Source organism: Microcoleus sp. Pol12A5, assembly GCF_036701435.1.
Lineage (GTDB): Bacteria > Cyanobacteriota > Cyanobacteriia > Cyanobacteriales > Microcoleaceae > Microcoleus.
Genome location: NZ_JAUBQU010000032.1, coordinates 34240 through 55527, shown reverse-complemented (window position 1 = coordinate 55527; position 21288 = coordinate 34240). Strand labels below are relative to the sequence as shown.

19 protein-coding genes are annotated in these 21288 nt (G+C 45.0%); 10 read left to right on the top strand and 9 right to left on the bottom strand.

The features are described from left to right. Nucleotides 1-81: 81 nt before the first annotated feature. Entirely contained in the window at nt 82-1104 is a 1023-nt protein-coding gene (locus tag QUA45_RS11540; RefSeq protein WP_333220780.1) for a low specificity L-threonine aldolase, read from the bottom strand. A gap of 82 nt (nt 1105-1186) precedes the next feature. Here QUA45_RS11540 and QUA45_RS11535 point away from each other — a divergent pair, with 82 nt between their 5' ends. The 5 genes from QUA45_RS11535 to QUA45_RS11515 all read left to right on the top strand — a co-directional run bounded on the left by QUA45_RS11535 (nt 1187) and on the right by QUA45_RS11515 (nt 5536). Continuing rightward, complete coding sequence (locus QUA45_RS11535) at nt 1187-1399, top strand: DUF2997 domain-containing protein (RefSeq protein ID WP_333094589.1); 213 nt, start codon at nt 1187-1189, stop codon at nt 1397-1399. An 11-nt stretch (nt 1400-1410) separates the two neighbouring features. Continuing rightward, on the top strand, nt 1411-2193 hold the full coding sequence (locus QUA45_RS11530) for an XRE family transcriptional regulator (RefSeq protein WP_333220777.1): 783 nt from the start codon (nt 1411-1413) through the stop codon (nt 2191-2193). 20 nt (nt 2194-2213) lie between these two features. Beyond that, the gene (locus tag QUA45_RS11525; protein WP_333220775.1) at nt 2214-3812 is read left to right on the top strand and encodes an Hsp70 family protein; all 1599 of its coding nucleotides are present in this window, start codon (nt 2214-2216) and stop codon (nt 3810-3812) included. Between the two features lie 109 nt (nt 3813-3921). Further along, nucleotides 3922-4785, top strand: coding sequence for a bifunctional class I SAM-dependent methyltransferase/HIT family protein (locus tag QUA45_RS11520; RefSeq protein ID WP_333220774.1), 864 nt, complete (start codon nt 3922-3924; stop codon nt 4783-4785). A gap of 181 nt (nt 4786-4966) precedes the next feature. Further along, the gene (locus tag QUA45_RS11515) at nt 4967-5536 is read left to right on the top strand and encodes a hypothetical protein (protein ID WP_333220772.1); all 570 of its coding nucleotides are present in this window, start codon (nt 4967-4969) and stop codon (nt 5534-5536) included. A 91-nt stretch (nt 5537-5627) separates the two neighbouring features. Here the strand turns inward: QUA45_RS11515 and QUA45_RS11510 are convergent, their stop codons facing one another. From QUA45_RS11510 to QUA45_RS11500, 3 genes are read right to left on the bottom strand one after another with little or no spacing between them, the layout of a single operon-like run. Further along, complete coding sequence (locus QUA45_RS11510) at nt 5628-5984, bottom strand: GNAT family N-acetyltransferase (protein WP_333220770.1); 357 nt, start codon at nt 5982-5984, stop codon at nt 5628-5630. Continuing rightward, complete coding sequence (locus tag QUA45_RS11505) at nt 5968-6210, bottom strand: hypothetical protein (RefSeq protein WP_333052754.1); 243 nt, start codon at nt 6208-6210, stop codon at nt 5968-5970. The genes QUA45_RS11510 and QUA45_RS11505 overlap by 17 nt, the downstream gene beginning before the upstream one ends. Further along, on the bottom strand, nt 6191-6469 hold the full coding sequence (locus QUA45_RS11500) for a BrnT family toxin (RefSeq protein ID WP_333220768.1): 279 nt from the start codon (nt 6467-6469) through the stop codon (nt 6191-6193). Before QUA45_RS11500 ends, QUA45_RS11505 begins: the two co-directional genes overlap by 20 nt. 284 nt (nt 6470-6753) lie before the next feature. Here QUA45_RS11500 and ilvA point away from each other — a divergent pair, with 284 nt between their 5' ends. Beyond that, nucleotides 6754-8286 carry a threonine ammonia-lyase, biosynthetic gene (gene ilvA, locus QUA45_RS11495; RefSeq protein ID WP_333094622.1) on the top strand — a complete coding sequence of 511 codons (1533 nt, stop codon included), beginning with the start codon at nt 6754-6756 and terminating at the stop codon, nt 8284-8286. Between the two features lie 74 nt (nt 8287-8360). Here ilvA and QUA45_RS11490 read toward each other — a convergent pair whose 3' ends face one another. Both QUA45_RS11490 and QUA45_RS11485 read right to left on the bottom strand, forming a co-directional pair. Next, nucleotides 8361-9221 (bottom strand): DUF6920 family protein, encoded by an 861-nt coding sequence (locus QUA45_RS11490; protein WP_333220766.1) that lies wholly within the window; start codon nt 9219-9221, stop codon nt 8361-8363. A gap of 46 nt (nt 9222-9267) precedes the next feature. Next, nucleotides 9268-9642, bottom strand: a complete 375-nt coding sequence (locus QUA45_RS11485; protein WP_242724949.1) for a DUF1257 domain-containing protein — start codon at nt 9640-9642, stop codon at nt 9268-9270. Between the two features lie 255 nt (nt 9643-9897). Here QUA45_RS11485 and QUA45_RS11480 point away from each other — a divergent pair, with 255 nt between their 5' ends. The 3 genes from QUA45_RS11480 (at nt 9898) to QUA45_RS11470 (ending at nt 15663) form a co-directional block, all read left to right on the top strand. Next, entirely contained in the window at nt 9898-11088 is a 1191-nt protein-coding gene (locus tag QUA45_RS11480) for a WD40 repeat domain-containing protein (protein WP_333220764.1), read from the top strand. Nucleotides 11089-11593: 505 nt separating this feature from the next. After that, nucleotides 11594-13966, top strand: a complete 2373-nt coding sequence (locus QUA45_RS11475; RefSeq protein WP_333220762.1) for a PAS domain S-box protein — start codon at nt 11594-11596, stop codon at nt 13964-13966. Then, complete coding sequence (locus QUA45_RS11470; RefSeq protein ID WP_333220760.1) at nt 13966-15663, top strand: EAL domain-containing protein; 1698 nt, start codon at nt 13966-13968, stop codon at nt 15661-15663. Before QUA45_RS11475 ends, QUA45_RS11470 begins: the two co-directional genes overlap by 1 nt. 258 nt (nt 15664-15921) lie before the next feature. On the opposite strand, the gene QUA45_RS11465 is transcribed toward QUA45_RS11470, so the two are convergent. Continuing rightward, complete coding sequence (locus QUA45_RS11465) at nt 15922-17388, bottom strand: DnaJ domain-containing protein (RefSeq protein WP_333220758.1); 1467 nt, start codon at nt 17386-17388, stop codon at nt 15922-15924. 743 nt (nt 17389-18131) lie between these two features. Between QUA45_RS11465 and QUA45_RS11460 the strand changes: the two genes are divergently transcribed. Next, nucleotides 18132-20111, top strand: coding sequence for a CHASE2 domain-containing protein (locus tag QUA45_RS11460; RefSeq protein ID WP_333220756.1), 1980 nt, complete (start codon nt 18132-18134; stop codon nt 20109-20111). 23 nt (nt 20112-20134) lie between these two features. Here the strand turns inward: QUA45_RS11460 and QUA45_RS11455 are convergent, their stop codons facing one another. Together QUA45_RS11455 and QUA45_RS11450 are read right to left on the bottom strand one after the other, a co-directional pair. Continuing rightward, nucleotides 20135-20794 (bottom strand): LuxR C-terminal-related transcriptional regulator, encoded by a 660-nt coding sequence (locus QUA45_RS11455; RefSeq protein WP_333094606.1) that lies wholly within the window; start codon nt 20792-20794, stop codon nt 20135-20137. A 161-nt stretch (nt 20795-20955) separates the two neighbouring features. Continuing rightward, the gene (locus tag QUA45_RS11450) at nt 20956-21222 is read right to left on the bottom strand and encodes a hypothetical protein (protein ID WP_333094607.1); all 267 of its coding nucleotides are present in this window, start codon (nt 21220-21222) and stop codon (nt 20956-20958) included. Nucleotides 21223-21288 lie beyond the last annotated feature (66 nt).

The window sequence follows — 21288 nt, the reverse complement described above, 5'->3', positions numbered from 1 at the left end:
TTATTTGTTAAGTGGGGGCGGGTTTCTTAGATTGTTCATAGCTGGCCGGTATTATTTGTAAAACCCGCCCCTACATTTTAATCATTGATGTCGTTTAACCGCTTCCACGAAAGCAATAACATCCGCTTCCAAAGTATTAAAAGCCGTTACCAGTCTAACAGTACATTCATCCCACCTATAAAACAGAAAGCCCTCAGCTAAAACCCCTGTAATTACAGATTCGGGAAGTTGAATAAAAATCTCGTTGGCTTCAACTTGATGGCAAAACTTCGCTCCCTCAACTTCCGCCAAACCTTGGGCTAATTTGGCTGCCATATTATTTGCATGAGCCGCATTCTTCAGCCACAAATTATCAGTTACATACGCTTCCAACTGCGCCGACAAAAACCGCATTTTCGAGAAAAGATGCCCGCTGCGTTTGCGGTAAAAAGGGAAAGTCTTTGCTAATTCTAGATTAAAAAAAACCACAGCTTCCGCACCCATCGCGCCGTTTTTTGTCCCTCCAAACGATAGAATATCCACACCTGCGCGCCAAGTGACATCAGCCGGAGAACAGCCAAGACTGGCGACAGCATTGGCAAAGCGAGCTCCATCCATGTGCAGGTGCAAATTGTGAGCGCGAACTACTTCCGAAATGTGGGAAATTTCTGCTGGATTGTAGACTGTGCCGGCTTCCGTTGCTTGAGTGATGCTGACGGCTGCGGGCTGTACGTGGTGGACGACACCTGCACCAGCACGATCGAGTATTTTTCCTAAAGTCTCTGCCTCTATTTTACCATGATTTCCTGTTACTGTAACTAACTTTGCACCGCCTGTAAAAAACTCCGGCGCGCCGCATTCATCCACATTAATATGAGATGCTGCGTGACAGTAAACAGCGCCGTAAGAAGGAGTAACAACTGCAAGGGCAAGAGCATTAGCAGCAGAACCTGTTGCTACTGGAAAAACAGTCACCGATGTCTCGAATAAATCCGAAAATTTAACTTGCAAACGCTGCGTATATTCATCATCTCCGTAAGACATCACAGCACCGGAATTAGCCGCTGCAATCGCCGCCATAATCTCCGGCGAAACCCCGGTTGCATTGTCGCTACAAAAATTCATTAGAATAATTGGTAAATAGAATCTATAATATAACTCAATCCTCAGCAGTCAACACTCAAGCATTAAACCAAGAGGCAGAATTATGGCAGAATACCGCCAAATAGAATACCGCATCGGCAAAGACGGCAAAATTACCGAAACCGTCCTCAACGCCACTGGTTCGAGTTGCACTGAGACCACCGCCGAAATTGAAAAAGCCCTCGGAAAAATAGAATCTCAAGACTTGCTGCCAGAATACTACGAAGGCGAAGAAAATTTGAGCGTTGAACAAACGCAGACTTTAAAACAGGTTTAGAAGAGTTAAAGATGTTTGAGATCCTCGGTGCAACAGTTGATGTAACAACAGTGCCTGCCTTCAGCTTCGCGCTGGCTGTCGGGGGCATTTTTCTCATTTTAGTCTACCTTTATGCTGCATCTGAGGCTGGAGATGCGATCGAGTTTAAGTACGATAAAATTCTGCGGGAACGCATGAATCAGCTAGACATTCTCGATTGGCAAGACTTAGGCGAAAAAGCAGGTTTAAGTCGCTTTGGAGTGCGCTTAGTGCGGCAGGGAGACGTGGGAAAACTCACGCTAGACCAACTGAGACGGCTGGCAACAGTGCTGAATTTGAATTTTCAAGAATTCGATCGCACTTTGAGCGCGCTGCCAATGTCGGCTACAATCACAACTAATCCCACCGAAATTGAAGAATTGAGGCAGCAGTGTTTCCGGCTGCGAGAAGAATTGCAGCAGCAAAAAGCTCAACTAACTGCCGATTTCCGCCGCGCTACCTTTGAACAGTTGCAAACTTTGTTAACCAACTATCCCGCCGCCCGCAAAATGGCTGAAGCCAAGCCGGATATGCCTGCCAAAAATCTCTCAGCTTTGTTTACTCCCTTAGAAAACCTGTTATCAAGCTGGAATTTTCAAACAATCGGTTCTGCGTGGGAACAAACTGCTTACAATCCGCAGTTGCACCAGCCGGATGTTGAGGATATAAGAGAAGGAGAATTAGTTTATATTCGGTTTGTCGGCTATCGGGAGGGAGAACGAATTCTTACTCCTGCTAAAGTTAGTCGCACCCTGCCAGCAGGAATGAAAAATTAAATTTAAAATCTAAAATTAACATGACTACAGTTGCCATTGACTTCGGCACCAGCAATACGGTTGTCTGCATTCTTAACCCGGATACGCAAACACCAGAAACTTTGAGATTGGGCGAGATGTCCCGCATTTTTAAAACTAAGAATTCGAGCGGAGATGTGCGAGAAGTATCTGTAGTGCCGACTTTAGTGTTTGTGAAAAATGCCGGAGAATTGGTGTTGGGAGAAAAAGTGCGATCGCAGCGTTTGGGACAATCCCAGCCCGACCGCTTTTTCCAAGCTTTTAAACGCAATTTAGCTGCCGACTTTCAGCCGCCGCCCCGCAATATCGACGGCGAAACCTACACAGCCGAATCCGTAGCAGAACAGTTTATAAAAACTATTTGGAAACAATTATATTTACAAAATATACAGCCCAACAAAGTAATTTTTACAGTCCCCGTTGGAGCATTTGAGCGATATCTAGATTGGTTTCGCGACTTAGGAGAAAATTTGGGAGTTGCAGAAGTTCAGGTAATAGATGAATCCACAGCCGCAGCCCTGGGATATGCAGTACAACGCCCCGGATCTCTAGTTTTAGTAGTTGATTTTGGCGGCGGAACTTTAGATTTAAGTTTAGTCCGCACTGCTCTTACCCCCCCCTTACCCCCCCTTACCAAGGGCGGGCTGGGGGGGGTGCGTGCCGAAGTATTGGCAAAATCAGATGCTTATGTAGGCGGCGAAGATATTGACATCTGGATTGTCGAAGATTATTTGCGGCAAATTGGTTCGTCGCGGGCAGAAGTCGGCCCAGTTGGCTGGCAAAATTTATTAGAAATAGCGGAAAAATTAAAAATTCAACTTTCTCAAGTTAATGAGGCGAAGGAAAGCTGGTTTGACGATGAAAATTTTATGTCTTACGAGTTGCAGCTAAACCGAGACAAGCTTGAGGAAATTCTGGAATCTAGGCAGTTGTTAGAACAGTTGCGGGAAAGTTTAGATGAAGTGCTGAGTATTGCACAGGGAAAAGGTATCGGCAAAGCAGATATCGAACAGGTTTTGCTGGTAGGAGGAACTTCTTTAATCCCGGCTGTATCTAATTTAGTGGTTTCGTATTTTGGGCGGCAAAAAGTCCAAAGAGACAAGCCTTTTGAAGCAGTGGCACACGGTGCTTTAGCGTTGACACAATTAGCGAGTGTTGACGATTATTTGCGCCACAGCTATGCCATTCGCCTCTGGGAACCTTATGCTAAAGCTTATGCTTATTCGCCGATATTTAGCAAGGAAATGAAGTATCCCTGTCAAAGTTCCGAAGAGTTGACGCTGCAAGTGGCAATGGAAGGGCAAAGGGAAATTCGGTTAGATATTGGGGAAGTTGCGGAGGTATCGCAAGCGGAGGTTATTTTTAACGAAAAAGGGCAAATGACGAGCAGCTTGCTCAACAAAAAAACGGATTTTCGGTCTCTGGAAAGCCACCACCAGCAGGTTTGCGTAGCGCATTTGGATCCGCCCGGGGTATTGGGAATTGACAGGGTTTCGGTGAGTTTTGAGGTGGATGAGAAACGGGTTTTGTTGGCGACGGTGCGGGATTTGGTGACTGGTAAGGTGTTGGTGGAAAAAGGGGCGATCGCCAAACTGCAATAATGGTAAAATTTTTAGATAACATTCGGATATTGAAATCGGTACTACACAAACTCTTGTCCGGATGCTGCGCGGACGGAAGAATATTTATTTAAATCAAATTTATGCTGCCATGAAAAAGCAACAAAATAAATTCAGCCACTTGACGGCAATCGAAAGAATTTATCTGTCATTTCCGGCAAGATTTTTATTGGATAAAAACTTGCTGCAAGGCAAAGTCTTAGATTTTGGGTGCGGCTTCGGCAGCGATGTGAGATTGTTGCAGCAAAAAGGCTTCGATATTACGGGTTATGACCCTTATTACTTCCCGGAATTCCCAGAATATAAATTCGACATAATCATTTGCTTTTATGTTTTGAATGTTTTGTTTCCTGAAGAACAAGCTAATGTCCTGATGGAAGTGTCGCACCTTTTGAAACCGGGAGGACAGGCGTATTTTGCGGTGAGAAGGGATATAAAAAAAGAAGGCTTCCGAGAACATTATGTCCACAAAAAACCTACATATCAGTGCATTGTCAAACTTCCATTTAAGCCAGTGCACTTAGATGAGTATTGCGAAATTTACAAATACGTGCATTACAACCATCAAAGAAATTCTACTAATAACTGCATATTCTGCAATCCGTATAAAAACCTAATTTTGCTAACTGAATCAGCAACAGCTTATGCGATGTTTGATGGTTATCCCGCCAGCAAAGGTCATGTTTTAATCATCCCCAAGCGTCACGTTGCCAATTATTTTGAACTGCCGTTTCGAGAGCAATCGGCTTGCTGGTTTATGGCTAATAAGGTGCAAAAAATGTTAAGTAAAGAGTTTCAGCCCGACGGTTTTAATGTGGGAATCAATATTAATAAACAGGCTGGTCAAAGTCGCAGTCACGCGGCTATTCATGTTATCCCCCGTTACAATGGCGATGCGGCTGGGAATAAAGGCGGAATTAGGTATGTGATTCCGAAGAGTGAAAATAAAAGTTAGCCAATTGTGAAAGGAATTCTTTTTTACCGCAGAGGCGCAGAGAACACAGAGGAATAGAGAAGAGAGGAATTCATAATTTTTGTAAGGATTGTTATATTTGAGCAAACGGCGAGCAAAATAGAGTTAAAATGTGTTTGCAAGGTCTAAAACTACACATTAGCAGCAATTTGGTGTTCTGTTTATGTCTAAGCGCAAAAAGCAAGAATGGCTCAAGGAAACCCTAGAACTCAAAGAAGACCACAATTGGAAGTCTAAGCCTGGAACTAGAATTTTTGTAGCAGGAAGAGGTGCAGTCCGCTTTGATGTTCCGGAAGATTGGCATTTTGAACCGGATACTAACTCGTTCCGATTTACGGATAAAAAGCCGCCCGATGATGATTGTCGTTTGGAGGTTTCGTTTAATTTGCTACCACCTGGTAACTGGGGAGAGTTTCCGCTGGTGCCGCTATTACAGAAGGTGGTTGAAGATGATACGCGGAATCCGATCGCTTTTGGGGAAATTATCCAATTGAAGCGGCAAACTGCCCGTATTGTTTGGACGGAATTTAAGTTTATCGACCCTCCAGAACAGCGGGAAGCTTTTTCGCGAATCTGTATTGGATTGGGTTCTAATGTTCAGTGTTTGATTACTTTTGATTACTGGGTTGACGATGCAGAGCGTTTGACTCCTGTCTGGGATACGGTGATGGATTCGTTAGTTCTGGGTTTGTTTATTAGCGACCCTCGAACGGGGTTCGCACGTCCAGACTAGACCGATTTTCTGGGAAACTTTCAACAACTAATTTTGCTAAGTGTTGGATTCGCAAGCCATCGGTCAGTAAATTTAGAAGCTACATTAAACTTTACAACCGCTTTGCCATGTAAATATCTGGCTTGCCAATTCCGTTGGCGTCGGGCATCACTCCCACGATCGCAAAACCCATTTTTTGATAAAATTCGTAGGGATGACCGCGCAAATTTCTAATTTTGGCGATGTGTTCCCAAACGTTAGGATAAAGATTGATGCCTGAAAGAGTGGTTTGATTGTCTTCGTCGTCGGTACCCACCCAGAGCACGATCCCTCCCCGGTTTTTAGCTTCTGCTGCTAAATCAGCTACGAGCGCTCGACCAATTCCTTGTCCGCGAAATTCTGTTCTCACTACCAGCGGGTGCAGTTCCCAAACATTACCGTATTTTAGGACTTTAAACTGTATCCCCACTACTTGCTTGAGGCATCGCTTCAATCAGTGCCCGAAGCACCTTGTTGACTGCCTCTGGTGTTGAGAAAATCCGGGCAATATCCTCATCCAAAACAACGACTGTCATTTGTTGCTTTCCACTACGATTTGCAAAACGGTTGGGTTTGGCTTTTTTGTAGTCGAAGCGGTACTCTGACAAAAGGTCATCTTCCGAGTTTGAAGATTCATTAAAAGGCGTTTTCTTCATAGTCTTCACGCTCCTTTCTAGTGGCTATACGGGCATTAATGATACGGATTGTATTTGCACGTTCAGTATAGCTGACTAGCAGCAACTGATTGTTTTGAGAGTGACCGATGATAATTTCACGGCGCTCATTTGGGGAATGTTTTTCATCATCAAAAATTACGGCAAGCGGATTGTAGAAAACTGTCTTTGCTTCTTCAAAATTTACACCGTGCTTGTTGAGATTGATAGCTGCTTTGATTTCGTCCCATTCAAATTCCATACCCTGATTGTATGTTTTATATATTTTCGCGCTTTTGCTATCTAACGCTGCTTTTATTGTAATCGTACTCCACCTGAGTGCGACTCAACTTCCCCCCTGACTCGACGAAATAAGTTCGATCGCGCGTTTTCAGTATTTTCCCAAACGGAAAAGTTATCATTGATAACTTCCGTGAAGCGAAGCTATCCCGCAGGGAATCGCCCGTTAGCGAAGCCCTCGAAAAGGATCGCCAATTCCCCGCAAAATACTAACACAAGTGTCCTACAATTATCCCACCATCCGGCATCAACCAACCTGCTAACCCCATGCTTTGCGATTACCTGGTACAAATTCTCACTGCCCGCGTCTACGATGTTGCTCAAGAAACAGTTTTAGAATGCGCCCCGAATCTATCAGCACGGCTCAACAATAAACTTTTGCTGAAGCGAGAGGATATGCAGTCGGTGTTTTCCTTCAAACTGCGGGGTGCGTACAACAAAATGGCGCAACTGTCGCCGGATTTGCTAGCACAAGGTGTGATTGCAGCTTCCGCCGGCAACCACGCCCAAGGAGTCGCCCTCGCCGCCCGCCACTTGGGGACTCGCGCGATTATAGTCATGCCCGTAACGACGCCGCAGGTGAAGGTAAATGCGGTGATAGCCCGTGGTGGAGAGGTAGTCTTGCATGGGGATGCTTACGATGATGCCTACGCCTTTGCGCGCCAATTAGAGGCGGAAAAAGGTATGACTTTTATTCACCCTTTTGATGACCCCTACGTGATTGCTGGACAGGGTACGATCGGCATGGAAATTCTGCGGCAACATCAAAAACCAATTCACGCGATTTTTGTGGCAATTGGCGGCGGCGGATTGATTTCGGGAATTGCGGCCTATGTCAAGCGGTTGCGGCCGGAAATTAAGATTATTGGCGTCGAACCTATCGATTCCGATGCAATGAATCAATCGCTGAAAGCGGGTAAACGGGTGCGTTTGTCGCAGGTGGGTTTATTTGCTGACGGCGTTGCTGTGCGGGAAGTGGGGGAGGAAACTTTTCGGTTGTGTCAGGAGTATGTGGATGAGATTATTTTGGTGGATACGGATGATGTTTGCGCGGCGATTAAGGATGTTTTTGAAGATACGCGATCGATCTTAGAACCTGCAGGCGCTTTGGCGATCGCTGGTGCGAAAGCTTACGTGGAACGGGAACAAATCGCAGGACAAACATTAATTGCTGTTGCTTGCGGCGCGAACATGAATTTCGATCGGCTGCGTTTTGTAGCAGAAAGAGCCGAGTTTGGCGAACGCCGCGAAGCCATTTTTGCAGTCACAATTCCCGAACAAGCTGGCAGTCTCCGCAGGTTTTGCGAGTGTCTTGGAAAGCGCAATTTAACTGAATTTAGCTATCGAATTGCGGATGAAAAAGAAGCACATATTTTTATAGGTGTACAAATTCAAAACCGTGCCGATGCGGTGAAGATAGCGGCAAGTTTTGAAGATTGTGGCTTCAAGACTTTGGATTTAACTGATGATGAATTAACGAAATTGCACGTCCGGCATATGGTGGGCGGGCGTTCGATGCTGGCAGATCATGAATTGTTTTATCGCTTTGAATTTCCCGAACGTCCGGGTGCGTTGATGAAGTTTGTCGGTTCGATGAGCCCTAACTGGAATATCAGCGTTTTTCACTATCGAAATAATGGGGCTGATTACGGGCGAATTGTGGTGGGAATTCAAGTGCCGCCCGATGAGATGCAGGAATGGCAGGCTTTTTTGGATACGCTGGGCTATCAGTATGGGGATGAGAGTCAAAATCCGGCTTATAAGTTGTTTTTGAGGTAGGGTTTTTTGGGGAAAGGTACCCTCTTTATGAAGGAGGCAGTTGAAACCGGGGCACCCTACAACACAAACTAGAATCATCGTGCAAACTCATAGGCAACATTCGTGATGCGGCCGCGCCAGTAGGGCAATAGCGAGCCATCAGGCAGTTGCCACGCCACCTCACCGGAGAGGGGAATCCGCATACCGTCTCGCAATTCGTAGTCCCAGAAGCGGCCTTGCCAGGGCGCAAACACCAGTCCCCCGTTAACTGTACGGGCGCGGGCCTCGGCGCGGACAGTGGCGATTAGCCCTGCTTCATCAAAGCGGAAATCCAGGGAAACAGCGGTGTCGCCATCCTGTAGTGTTGCTCTGGCGGAAGAATTGTCGATCGCCTCCCAGCGAACACCCTGACTCGGCAGCAGTCTCGTCGGATACCAAGCCGCTTCCGCGAAAAAGCGCATCAGTTCCCCTTGTGCAGCTTCTGGAGTGCCGCGGATATCCGCCAGAGTCACCAGGCCCAGCAGCGCTGCATGGAGGATGCCTTCGCCAGAAATGTAGGCATCATGAACGAACGCATTGATACCGGGCATCATGGCAATTCGCCCGTCCCAGTCAAAGCCAGGGCGCTGAGTAATTACGAGTTGAGTTGAGGTGAAGGCGCTCCATTTTTCTGCGGTTTCGCTCATGTTAAACGTGCCTTCGTGGGAAACCCGCGCTGCTGCAATTAGCGGTTGTCCATCCTCGATCACCGCGCGAAAGTAGCGCTGCACTGGCTGGGGTAAATCGGCGATTTCCCGCGCATCAAATGTCAGAGGTTTAATCGGCAAGCGTGCAGTTTCCAGATTGGCTCGCAGTTCCTTGGTACCGAGATGCCAGCGGTATGCTCCAAGGGCGATCGCGCCCACAATGCCCACTACCAGCGCCAAGATGATTAGTACGATCGCCGATCGCCACATGGTGATTCCTCTTGATACCTAAAAACGAGTTAATCAAGTGCGAGTCTTAAACCCATCTACCCACTACAACTCTCAGCGTTCCATCTGCCAAAGTTTCCTCTTCTTCAACATTAAAACCCTCTGATTGTACCGCCGCCATCAAACTTTTTCGCGCGTATTTTTGACTAATTGAATTGACAAATTCCTGCTGATTAATTCGAGCGCCCCAAAAATCCGCTACCAATTCGTAATCCTCTCCGCTGCGGCGAAAACCCAAATCGTAACCGTTGGATTGCCGAATCACGTACTCGGCATTAGTTTTGTCACCCCGATAACCCCGCACCTGCACATTGCACTCTACTTGATAACCCAACTCTTCCAACACTTGATGCAGCAGTTCGCCGTTCTTGATCTGAACCTTGATCGTTGTGAAGTGTGACATATCACTTTCGGATTTTTGTGTGAAACGCTGATTTGATTATAATACTATAAACTCCAACCGTCAATAAGTTAGAAGTTGCGCTCTTAAACGCGGTTTTAGCGTCACCAAAAGCAGCCAGGTTACAAGCCCCCGGATTCATAGGCTCAGAAAATTACAACTGAGTATCCGATAACAATTCCCCCGATTTATCCGTGCGTAAGTTTGCTTTTTTTAGTCATCCAATTCTGAAATCAAAAATCAAAAATCAAAAATCGTATGATGCCCGACAATCCTAACCAACCTAGAGAATATGATGCCGTCCTCGGCGGTCAAAGTCAAATCCCGATCGCCGGCGCTGTTTTGGGAGGCATCGCGGGGGTAAAGCAGCGCTTCAACAGTCCTAGTATCGAGTCGCGGATTGCCGCCGTTAAAGATGCTCCTAAATACGGAGGCGCTGGTTTAAATTTAGCAATTGAGGCGCTGCTTGACCCCGCAGCAGAAGTGCAGCGAGTTGCTTATTTAATTTTGCGATCGAGGACAGAACCTCTAGTGCGCCAAGCTTTAAAAGACTTCGTGCCTTACAAGCTTTTTGACTGCATCCGCACTGTGAAAACTGGAACAAATCTTGCGATTAGTCCCGGAGGATCTCGCACCGCGAGTTTGCACGGGAAAATAATTAGAATTTGCGATGTAGATACAGGAGAAATACTCTATACTGTTGACAAGTATCCCCGCGCTCAAGAAACTTTTGTCCTGAGCCAAGAAAGTGAAGTGTTTGTGAGGAGCAGAAATACTCCAAAACATCGTGCGATCGAAATTTGGCAAGAAGGAGAATTGCGGCATACTTCCCTCGGACATGAAGGGGAAATTAGCGCAATTGTCATCAGTCCCGACAGTCAAGTTATCGCCACCGGTTCGGCAGATACTACTATCAAAATTTGGAATTTAGAGACGGGAAAGTTAATCTGTACCTTTGGCAATCTTTTAACTTGGGGAGCTCATAAAGCAGGAATTATTAGTCTGGCTTTTAGCCCGATCGCACAAACTCTCGCTAGCAGCAGTTCTGATGGTACAATTAAGCTGTGGAACCTCCGCAGCAGAGAGTGCTCTCAAACAATTAAGGGTTATGCGAATTGTCTGGCTCTGAGCCCAGACGGGCAGACTTTGGCTACTGGCGGCTGGGACAGAAACATTCAACTGCGACAGCTATCGAATCCAGATAGTTCAATCACATTGGCAGGGCATTTTAACTCGATAAATGCGATCGCCTTTAGTCCCGACGGACGCACTGTTGTCAGCGCTAGTGCAGATGGTAATATCAAATTTTGGAATGCCAGTACGGGCGAAAATTTTTACACTATCAGCGGACATCAAATCTCTGTTACTTGTCTTACTTTTAGCAGCGATGGTGAAACTATTATCAGTGGCAGTATAGACAAAACTATCAAAATTTGGGGAGTTAATTGAAGGAAGTTCGGCAACGGATTCGCTCCACGGATGTAGCGGATGGAAGAAATAGAGAATAGGGAATAGGGAAGAAGGCAGAAGGCAGAAAGAAGAAGGAATCGACCTCATGATTTTCACAAATTAAGTACGTCCTAACCATTCAGGGGCTGCCTATATTTCAATTTTCCCGATTCTCTCTTCCTCGGTGCGTGAATCTACGCAAACAAATATAATAAATTTACAATTTCAGTTCTTGTGCAAGCCGAGGAATGCGGAACTTTTTTTTCCAATACTACAAATAGTAACCGTAAAAATACCGACTGGCAGGCATTATTCAGCTTATTATAAATTTCTAAACAGTCGCCCAAAAGCCCAATCTAGCAGTAATTTCTGAATCATTTAAAGTATCTTTAATATATCGCATCTTGGTCGGATGAGTATTCCTGCTAATTGTAATATTTGACTTAAAAAGTTTATGCTTAAAAGATAGGCTGGGGTTAAATATACAGTGCGCCCTAGAGTAACCATGTCACACTGCAACCAATCCATCTGTCGTTCTCGCCATTTCGCAGAAATGTGCGATGCTGCTGCCAGTTGGCAGCAAAAAGCCGATCGACTAACGGTAGAATTAAACACCACCCAGGATCGGCTTCACGCAGAAATCGATCGGCTCAAACAAGCCAACGAAACCCTTCACGCCGCTGTCAGTTGTGCGCCAATTTTCCTGTGGGCAACAGACAGAGAAGGCAAGTTGACCCTTGCAGCAGGAAAAGGATTAGAAAAATTGGGACTCAAACCCGGTGCAACTGTCGGGCTTTCGATTTTTGAAGTTTACAGCAGCCAGCCAGATATCTTAGAAAATATTGCCGAGGTGTTAGCAGGAAACGATCGCACTTGGAACGTCCGAGAGAGGCATTTTATTCACGAAATTCGATCGGCAGCGCTGCGAGATGGAAACGGCGAAGTGGTTGGGGCAGTGGGTGTTTCTACTGAAATTAGCGAGCGCGAGCAGTCGATCGCAACTCTGGAGACGGCAAATCAAGAATTAGAAGAGAGACTTCAGAAGCAGACGAAATTTTTCAATGCAGCACTTGCCGAAAGCGAAAAAAAGTACCGCAACCTCGTAGAAACCTCCCAAGAATTGATTTGGTCGATCGATACTGAAGGCCTCTTGACTTTTGTCAATTCCGCCGCCAAACGCATCTACGGTTACGAACCGCCAGAAATGATCGGACGCCACTTCACCGATTTTTTAGTTCCAGATCAAGCAAGTAGACCAAGAGAAATATTTGCTCAACTTTTAGCAAGAACCAAAATTCAGCCACAAACCGCTAATTCTCTTTACGAAACAGTACAGATTCGTAAAGACGGTACTCCCGTCCACCTGCGCGTCAACAGCATCGTCAACCAAGCTGAAAACGGCGCTATTTTAGGCTTGTTCGGAACGGCGACAGATATTAGCGATCGCAAGCGATCGGAACAAGCACTCCAAGAAGCTACAGACCAACTTCGCGCCGTTTTGGATGCGGTACCGGGACTGATTTCTTGGATCAGTTCAGATTTGCGGTATATTGGAGTCAACCAGCACTTAGCAACCTCATTCAACCTGTCTCCTGAAAGCTTTGTCGGTCAAGAAATAAACTTTCTCGAGAAAGGCTCGACTTTTGGAGAACTGATCCGAAATTTTTTTGAGAGTTCATCTCAGCAAACCTGGCAAGAAATAGACATTGAAATTAACGGTTTCGTCCGCAACTATTTGATAGTAGCTCAGAAATATCATCAGGGAACTGCTGCGGTTTCCGTAGGAATAGACATTACCTACCGCAAGCGTGCAGAAGCTCTAAAAAACCAATTGATATGCTCGCTGCAAGAATCAGAACACAAATTTCGTAGCCTTTATGAAGCCACCAGCGACGCAGTAATGTTGCTTGACGAAAAGGAGTTCTTTGACTGCAACCCCGCTACCTTAAAAATATTTGGCTGTAGCAACACCAAAGAATTTTACGGCAAGAGATTGAGCGACTTTTCCCCACAATTTCAGCCGAGCGGACAAGACTCATCCAGTCTAGCAATACAGAGAATATCGGCAGCATTGCAAACAGGTAGCTGTCGCTTTGAGTGGGTACACAAACGACTTGACGGTTCAGAATTTTCCGCAGAAGTTCTGTTAAACGCAATGGAAATTAACGGACAAAAATTTCTCCAAGCTGTAGTACGCGACATTACAGAGCGCAAACGGGATGAGGATCAAATCAAAGCCTCCCTCGCCGAAAAAGAAGTCCTTCTCCAAGAAATTCACCACCGCGTCAAAAACAACCTCCAAGTTATTTCTAGCCTGCTGAAACTTCAGTCTCGCTACATTCAAGACAGCCACGTTAGTGAAATGTTAAAAGAAAGTCAAAACCGAGTCAGATCGATGGCTCTGGTTCACGAACAATTATATCACTCCAAAGACTGGTCAAACATTGATTTTGCTGAATATATCCAAAATCTCGCACACAATTTATTCCAAGCTTATGAAAATCATGCAGAAGGCGTTAAGTTGCAAACAAATATTGCGCCGTGTTCTCTTAATATTGATACGGCAGTTCCTTGCGGGTTAATTATCAACGAGCTTGTGACAAATGCTCTCAAATATGCTTTTAAAGGACAAATTAAAGGTAAAATTAACATAGATTTCTCTTTGGAAAAAAATCGACTTTGCGTGCTAACCGTGAGCGACAGCGGAATTGGTTTTCCTCAAGACTTAGATTATCGAAAAGCCCGAACGTTGGGTTTGCGACTCGTCGGGTCTTTAGTCAAGCAGATCCGGGGGGGAATAGAACTGTTAGAAACTGCTGGCACAACTTTTAGAATAACCTTTTGTCAACCTAAATTGCACTCTGAGGAAAAAAATTAGTGTCTAACAAAAAAATTCTGATAGTTGAAGACGAGAGCATCATTGCGGAAGACATTTCCGACAGTTTGATATCTCTAGGATATAGAATAACTGGCATGGTCTATTCGGGAGAAGAAGCGATTGAATCGGCAGCCAAGTTGCGCCCGGATTTAGTTTTAATGGATCTTAACCTGCAAGGAGAAATCGACGGCATTACAGCAGCCGAAGAAATTCGCTTGCGCTTTCAAATTCCCGTAGTTTATCTGACAGCTTATGCCGATGAAACTACTTTGCGACGAGTTAATAGTACAAAACCGTTCGGCTATATTGTCAAGCCATTTGAAGAAAAAAACTTGCACACAACTATTCAACTGGCACTCTACCGACATCAGTATGACAGCTTGACGAACCTGCCGAATCGTTCATTTTTGCGAGAAAATTTAAGTCGAGTATTAGATGGTCAAAAAGAACTGTCAGGATTCGTTCCAGTTGTCACGCTTAGCTTAGATAAAATCAACCGCATTAACAGTACCTGGGGACACGATATCGGCGACTCAGTGCTTTGCACCATCGCCCAGCGGCTAAATAACTGCATGGAAAACATTAATATTGTTGCTCGTTTGGAAGCGGCAGAATTCGCGCTGATTCTTAAACCAGTTGCAGAAAAACAGGATGTGGCAAAGATTGCTCAAAACATTTTAGATCTTGTCTCCCAAGGTATGATTGTCAAAGATTGTGAAGTGTATGTCACTGCTAGTATGGGTGTCTGCTTGTATCCCGGTGACGGCATCGACGGAGATGAAATGCTGAAAAATGCTTATATAGCAATGTATCAATCTCAGCAAAAAGGCGGCAATACTTATCATTTTTATACGGCAAAAAATGCTAATTATTTTATCAATACACTTCTTCAAGAAACTTGCTTGCGCCATGCTTTAAAAAGCTCAGAGTTTGAAATTTACTATCAGCCGCAAATAGAAATTAAAACAGGTAAAATTATTGGGGCTGAAGCTTTGCTCCGCTGGAATCATCCAGAACGGGGGCGAGTTTCCCCAGGGGAATTTATTCCCCTGGCTGAAGAAATGGGCTTGATTGCACCGTTGGGTGAATGGGTATTAGAGACTGCTTGCAGGCAAGCTAAAACATGGCAAAGAGAAGGTTTACCGCCCCTCCGAGTGGCAGTTAACGTATCCGCCCGTCAATTCGAGCGCAAAAATTTCACGGAAAGAGTCAGGGAGATATTAACAGAAACTGGCCTCGATCCCAAGTGTTTGGAATTAGAACTGACGGAAAGTCTGGTTTTGCAAGACGAAATGGCAGCAGCTAAAGCTTTTACGGTGTGGAAAGATCTGGGAATTAGGATAGCAATTGATGATTTTGGAATGGGATATTCTTCTTTGAGTTATCCCAAACTCTTTCCGTTTGATGCGATCAAAATAGACAAGAGTTTTATTCGCGATATTGCAGACGATCGCCAAAATGCAGCGATAACAATAGCGATTATTCAAATGGCACACTGCATGAACATGACAGTGGTTGCTGAGGGGGTAGAAAATAAGCAAGAACTTGATTTTTTGTGCGAACACGAATGCGACGAAATTCAAGGCTATCTTTTCAGTCAGGCTTTGCCAAGGGCTGAGTTTGAAGCGCTACTGAAAAGCGATAAGTCCTGGGATTTATGCTGGAGGAAGCAGGAAGTTCGGCAACGGATTCGCTAGGGGAAGAAGGAAGTTCGGCAACGAGCACTGTACGGGATGTAACGGATGTCAGGAATAAGGAAGTTCGGCAACGAGCACTGTACGGGATGTAACGGATGTCAGGAAGAAAGAAGAAGGAAGAAGGAAGGGTGTCAGCAATTAATAACATCCTAATTGTGTTAGTTGTTGCTAGACAAGAGAATAATGGGGAAGTGGTAGTTGGTAATTGATAATTGGTAATTTTCCCTCATGACTAATGACTGATGACTGATGACTAAGTTAAAAGATACGATCGCCCAACCAACTTCCCAGCCACAGCCCGAAACCCGAAGTAGCCACCAACAGGATAACCGTGTAAAGCCCGCTGCTAGTGTGGATCAACCTTTCTGCAGCTACCATCTGCGCCACAACTCCAGCAATAATGCCGATCGCAGCCCAAGCCCCATAAACAGTCTTAGACCCGGCGATAGCTAAGGCTTGGACGAGATCCCCCGATCCCGCCCCAGCAAAAGCCCCAGCCCACGCCCCAATCCCCAGCCCGATCGCACCAGAGAGCCCGACGGGGCCCCCAGAATTCCCACCTACTTCCGCCGCCAGCCCGCACATCAAGCCCACAACCCCCCAACAGAGGGCCGCCACCAACACCTTGACCCAATTCCCAGAACCAGTTCCAGCCATCAATCCCACCACTGTCAGCACTCCCGCTACCGCCAAAACAGCAGCCACAGCCCGCGACTCGGCCTCGGAACTGGCGATCGCCCCCAAACCAGATCCCACAGCGCCCCAAGCCGCCCCTGTTACCCTTCCTCCCGCCTGAAAACCGGCGATCGACCCCCCCACCGCCCCAGCCAAAACTAATGCCGCCAGCCACACTCTAGGCGTTGCTGAACCCTCCGCCAGCAAAATCGCGGCCCACAGCCAATCTGCACCGCAGATTAAAGCCCACATCCACAGGGGGGCGGCTGATACAGTCAAAATCCAACCGGTCAAAGCGTAACTAGCCACGGCGATTGCCAGCGGCCACCAAGGGAAGCTTGAATAGTGTTGAGATGGCCGCACTTCCCTCGGCGCGCTTCGCAGTTTTGAGTATTGAGTGGAAAATTCTTTTTTCCTTTTCGAGATAATCTTTGGATAGTTTTGAGATGGCGGCGCTTCCCTCGCAACCCTTTGCCCTGGTTGCTTTCTTCCCCGCCGCGCTTGGCGATTTTGAGTTGTAAATCGTTTCTTGCTTGAAGAGTTCTTTTGAGTTTGAAATTTTTTCGAGGTGGCTTTTGGGCGGGTTTGACGGCGCTGGGAACTAGGCCTAGCGACTGATTTTCGAGAACGCCTTCTCAGCGGCTTTTCCGGCGCAGGGGGCGGTGGCTGCGGAAACTGTTTTTCGATCGACCTCGATTCAGGCTGACTCAGAAACGACAGCAACTGCTGGTAAGCTTGATTAATTTCTGTTAATCTTTGTTGAGCTTTTTGTTGCAGGCGATCGTTGTTGGCAAACCGATCGGGATGCCACACAAACGCTAAATCCCTGTAAGCGCGCTTAATTTCTTCTAAGGAAGCTCCCGGATCAATTTCGAGGATTTCGTAGCATCGGTTAATGTCACCCATAGGCTTCGATCGGCAGTTGTTGGTAAATTTGCGTGAAGCGAAGCTATCCCGCAGGGAATCGTACTTAACATCTTCTACTATTCTCAGCCAAGCTGCACAGTCAAGCGATTTGATATTTGAGATTTGAGATTGGGACTTACGCATCACAACCTTCTGAAACCGGGTTTTTTACCGTTTCTGCGAGGTGTAACGCACTATGATGCAACAAGCCCGGTTTCTGACCACCCGTGGGTTTACCGCTTGCGAGTCATAGAAGATCACATCCAAGATTTCTCTCTTTGATTGAGTAGGCGCTCAGGTTTTCTTGTTCCGTGGTAATAATGGCTCGATGAGTTCCCACTCTTTATCGGTTAAGCTGCCGGAGTACGACATTTTTTTCTGATCTTAGCTCATCATCAGAGATACCCAATGGGTTCTATAAGCTTTACAGCTATTTAGGTGTACCTCACCAAACCGTGAATTGCTATATACTGGAGAAGACAATTCGCCCTCAAATGCCAATGTCACAATTGCACTATTGAACTAAGAATAAATGGCTCATGCTTCCTTTTGCATCTCGTATTGTATGCCAAACTTTACTTTTATTGAGTCTGTTAGATATCCCAGCCACAGCAACCTAAGCCTGGATTGGGGCTGGACGAATTACTGATGGTATTGGACAAGGAGGCTCGGTTAAACTGAAACTATAAAGTGACGGCAATAATGTCCGCTCAATAGACTGGTTTCATCTGAATGGTACTATCTATGAGGGAACGATTAGTACAAATTTTGCTCCTTGGCGGTTGAGACAGTGTTCACAAGATTTGTGTGTAACTTTAAACCGAATCCCACTCAATCTAACAATTTTATATTGACTGCCCCGAACAAATCAATAATAGAAATATCGAATGAACACTATCAGATATCGTCCCGCAATAGGTATTGGCTTAGTAACTGCTTGGAGCTTGTTTTACTGTGCAGTATCTAGCAACTTACCTATGCTCAATAAAATGGAACTCGACATCCAGGATCATCTAATACGACTGCATAAACCAGGGCTTATGCCCAAAGAAATTCTACTGCTTAAGATCAAGCAGCCTGCCATTTTAGGATATAACTTTCATAACTTATATAAACTGAATAATTTCTATGCAATTTTAGTGAAAAAATTAATCAACAGTGGTGCAAAGCTTGTAGTCATAAATTTGCCTACTCAAATGAGCCAGTACATTGAGCTTGATACAGATACTCAGTTAGAACATCCCTTTCAAGAGTTGATTAGTAAATATTCAAAGCAGATTGTTTTGGTCGCTCGTCCAAGTAACTTACCCTCAGAAAATTCAGTAATAAATGATTATCATAATTTATTTCCTTTAGATAATGAAAGTATAAATCCCTCTATTCCCCCAGAGCAGATAGTAAGTTACTTCAGATATGCAGCACATCCACAAAGCTTAGAAAGCCCAGCTCGCAAAGCCGAGTTATTCTCCTATTTTAGCTATGAAGATGATCCCGATATTAATATACATCATAAGGTTAAATCTGTGGCAACGATGGCCTTAGAAAAATTCTATATGAACTCAGGAAATATCAAAGGTTTTCAAAATATTACTAATTTACAAACTCTTTTATCTTTTCAAATTAATTTTTGGGGTCCTGCTGATACATTTCCTAGTATTGATATTCATTTTCACTGTCCTTCCTCTCAGCTAGAGATAGAACACTGCAATCCTTCCTTTGACCCCCAATCTCTTCAGAAGCTCCAGGATAAACTTGTATTAATCGATCTTCCCGAAGGGAAAGGATTTGAAACCTATCGAGAACTATCTCCATTTGGGGAGATGTCTGTTGCAGAAGTAGAAGCTAATCAAATAGCTAGTTTGATGACCCATTCATTTCTGACAAGAATCCCGAATTGGTATGACTACATCATCACAAATTTGGGTCTTGACTTCATAAGCCTATATATACTTAGCCAAGACAAAAAGCATAAACTTATACCTGTTCATCTGCTGGTTGGCTGGCTTCTTCCGATCTTGGTAGGAAGCTATGTAGCTTTAAGTTTTATCTTGTTCTATCAAGGGTTAATTCTTCCATTATCCATCCCAATCTTAGGTTGGGTTGGAACAGCTTCAGGTGTAGCCATTTATTCAATTCTCAGGCAGTCTATCCAACAACAGCAGAAATTAGCTGAGCGACAGGCTGTTCTTTTGCAATCGCGGAAACTCCTCCATCGAGTCGCAACAGACATTCATGATGGCCCACTTCAAGAACTAAAATTGGCAATGGATAGTATTGAGCTTCTAGCCCTCAGTCATCCATCTCCCATGATTAACTCAATCTTAGATAGATTAGAAGCAGTTGGGCTTGCACTTCGCAATCAGCTCAGCAGCACACGCACAATTGCAGAAAAGCTAGAGATTACACCAGAGCTGCAATCTGGACTGGATCGGGGGATACACCAATGGCTCCAAAAACTGATTGACTCAAGAGAATTAACCTTGACTGTCAAAGAGCATCTACAACCCTTGCGAGAACCCAAATCTGATAGTGCTTGGATTGATTCGAGAGAAGATATCTTTCGCTTTTTTCGAGAAGCGATCGCTAATGTGATTCGCCATGCCCAACCTCCAAACGGATCGGCAACGCAAGTTTCAGTCTCGCTTACTCAAAAAGATCGTCAGTGCCGATTAGCGATCGAGAATAATGGAACTAGCCTAACACCTATCTTATTAGATATTCCTCACAAAAAACGTCGTAGTGGTGGATATGGCACTAAACTGATGAAAACTATTGCCGCTGAGATACCAAATGGGGCTTGGCAAAGGGTTCCATTAGAAGGAGGTGGGATGCAGGTAACACTTGAATGGACGATGGACACCCCATAATATGATAACAAAGAAGGGTAGAACTACCCGATTAACCTACGTTTAATTGCCTCCATGCAAACTGCGATTCTGGTATTAGTAAGTTGACCATCAAGCTGATCGACATTCAGTTTTGCTTTGAGACTCTGGACGTAGTTCTGAGCTGTTTTGAGGGATATATGCATCCGATCTGCAATTGCCTGATCGGTAAGGGCTTGGTTGCATAACAAGTCCAATACCGTTCTATCCTTATCAGTCAATGGCATTTCGTTCATTAAATTACGAGGAATCTTACACTGTCCAGTTAAAGCATTACGACCTCCTTCTAGAAAAGCATTCCGTCTTTCCATTTTATTAACGACAGCAAATCCCCCTTGATGTTCAAATATTTGCTTCACGACTTGCCTTAAATAGCTTGGTTCGCTGGTATAGACGAGAACATTTAACAGAGGGTGATGCTCAAAAATGTGGTTGAGTAGCGCTAAACCTGGCTTGGCTGACTCCTCGCCTGTCAAAGTCCCAAATTGTAAGTCAACTACTACTAAATCTATGTTCTCTTGCTTGAGTTTCTCAATCCCCTCTTCAGGGGTTTCCTGAATAATGCAGGAACACTGAGGGTCTATCATCCTCAAAAAATCACAATTATTTTGACCCACTTCAGGGTGATCCTCAATGACCAGAAAGCGTTGTGTTTGATAACTCATAGTTTTACCGCCATAACTATTTTATAAGTTCTTCAGCAGACTCGTTTTCACGACTATTTAGACTTGCTATATAACCTGTGCTTTTACTGATAATGATAATCGTGAGGGAGAGAAAAGGCGAGCAACACTCGCCTTTTCTCTCCCTATTCTACTGTGTAAGCCTACAGCGTTACAATTTTGGCTTTATAACCTTTATGCTCTAGTTTTTGAACCTCTTTGTTAGCAGCTACACGATCTCGGAAAGTGCCAGCATTGATCCATTTTTTTTGATTGGGGCGGTGATACTGGACGCGGTATTCATGGCGATGTTGGGATTCAAGCGCAACTTTTGTTGTTTGCTTCATAGGCTGAGCATTGGCTTGGAGGGGAACAGCAATGCCTAGCCCAAGGGTAGCTATAGAGATGAGTGTAACCATTACCTTGTTCATAATTCAGACCTGTTTGTAAAGTTGATAGTTTTATTCTGTCCTTCAAGTATTCCGGTTGATAGAGGA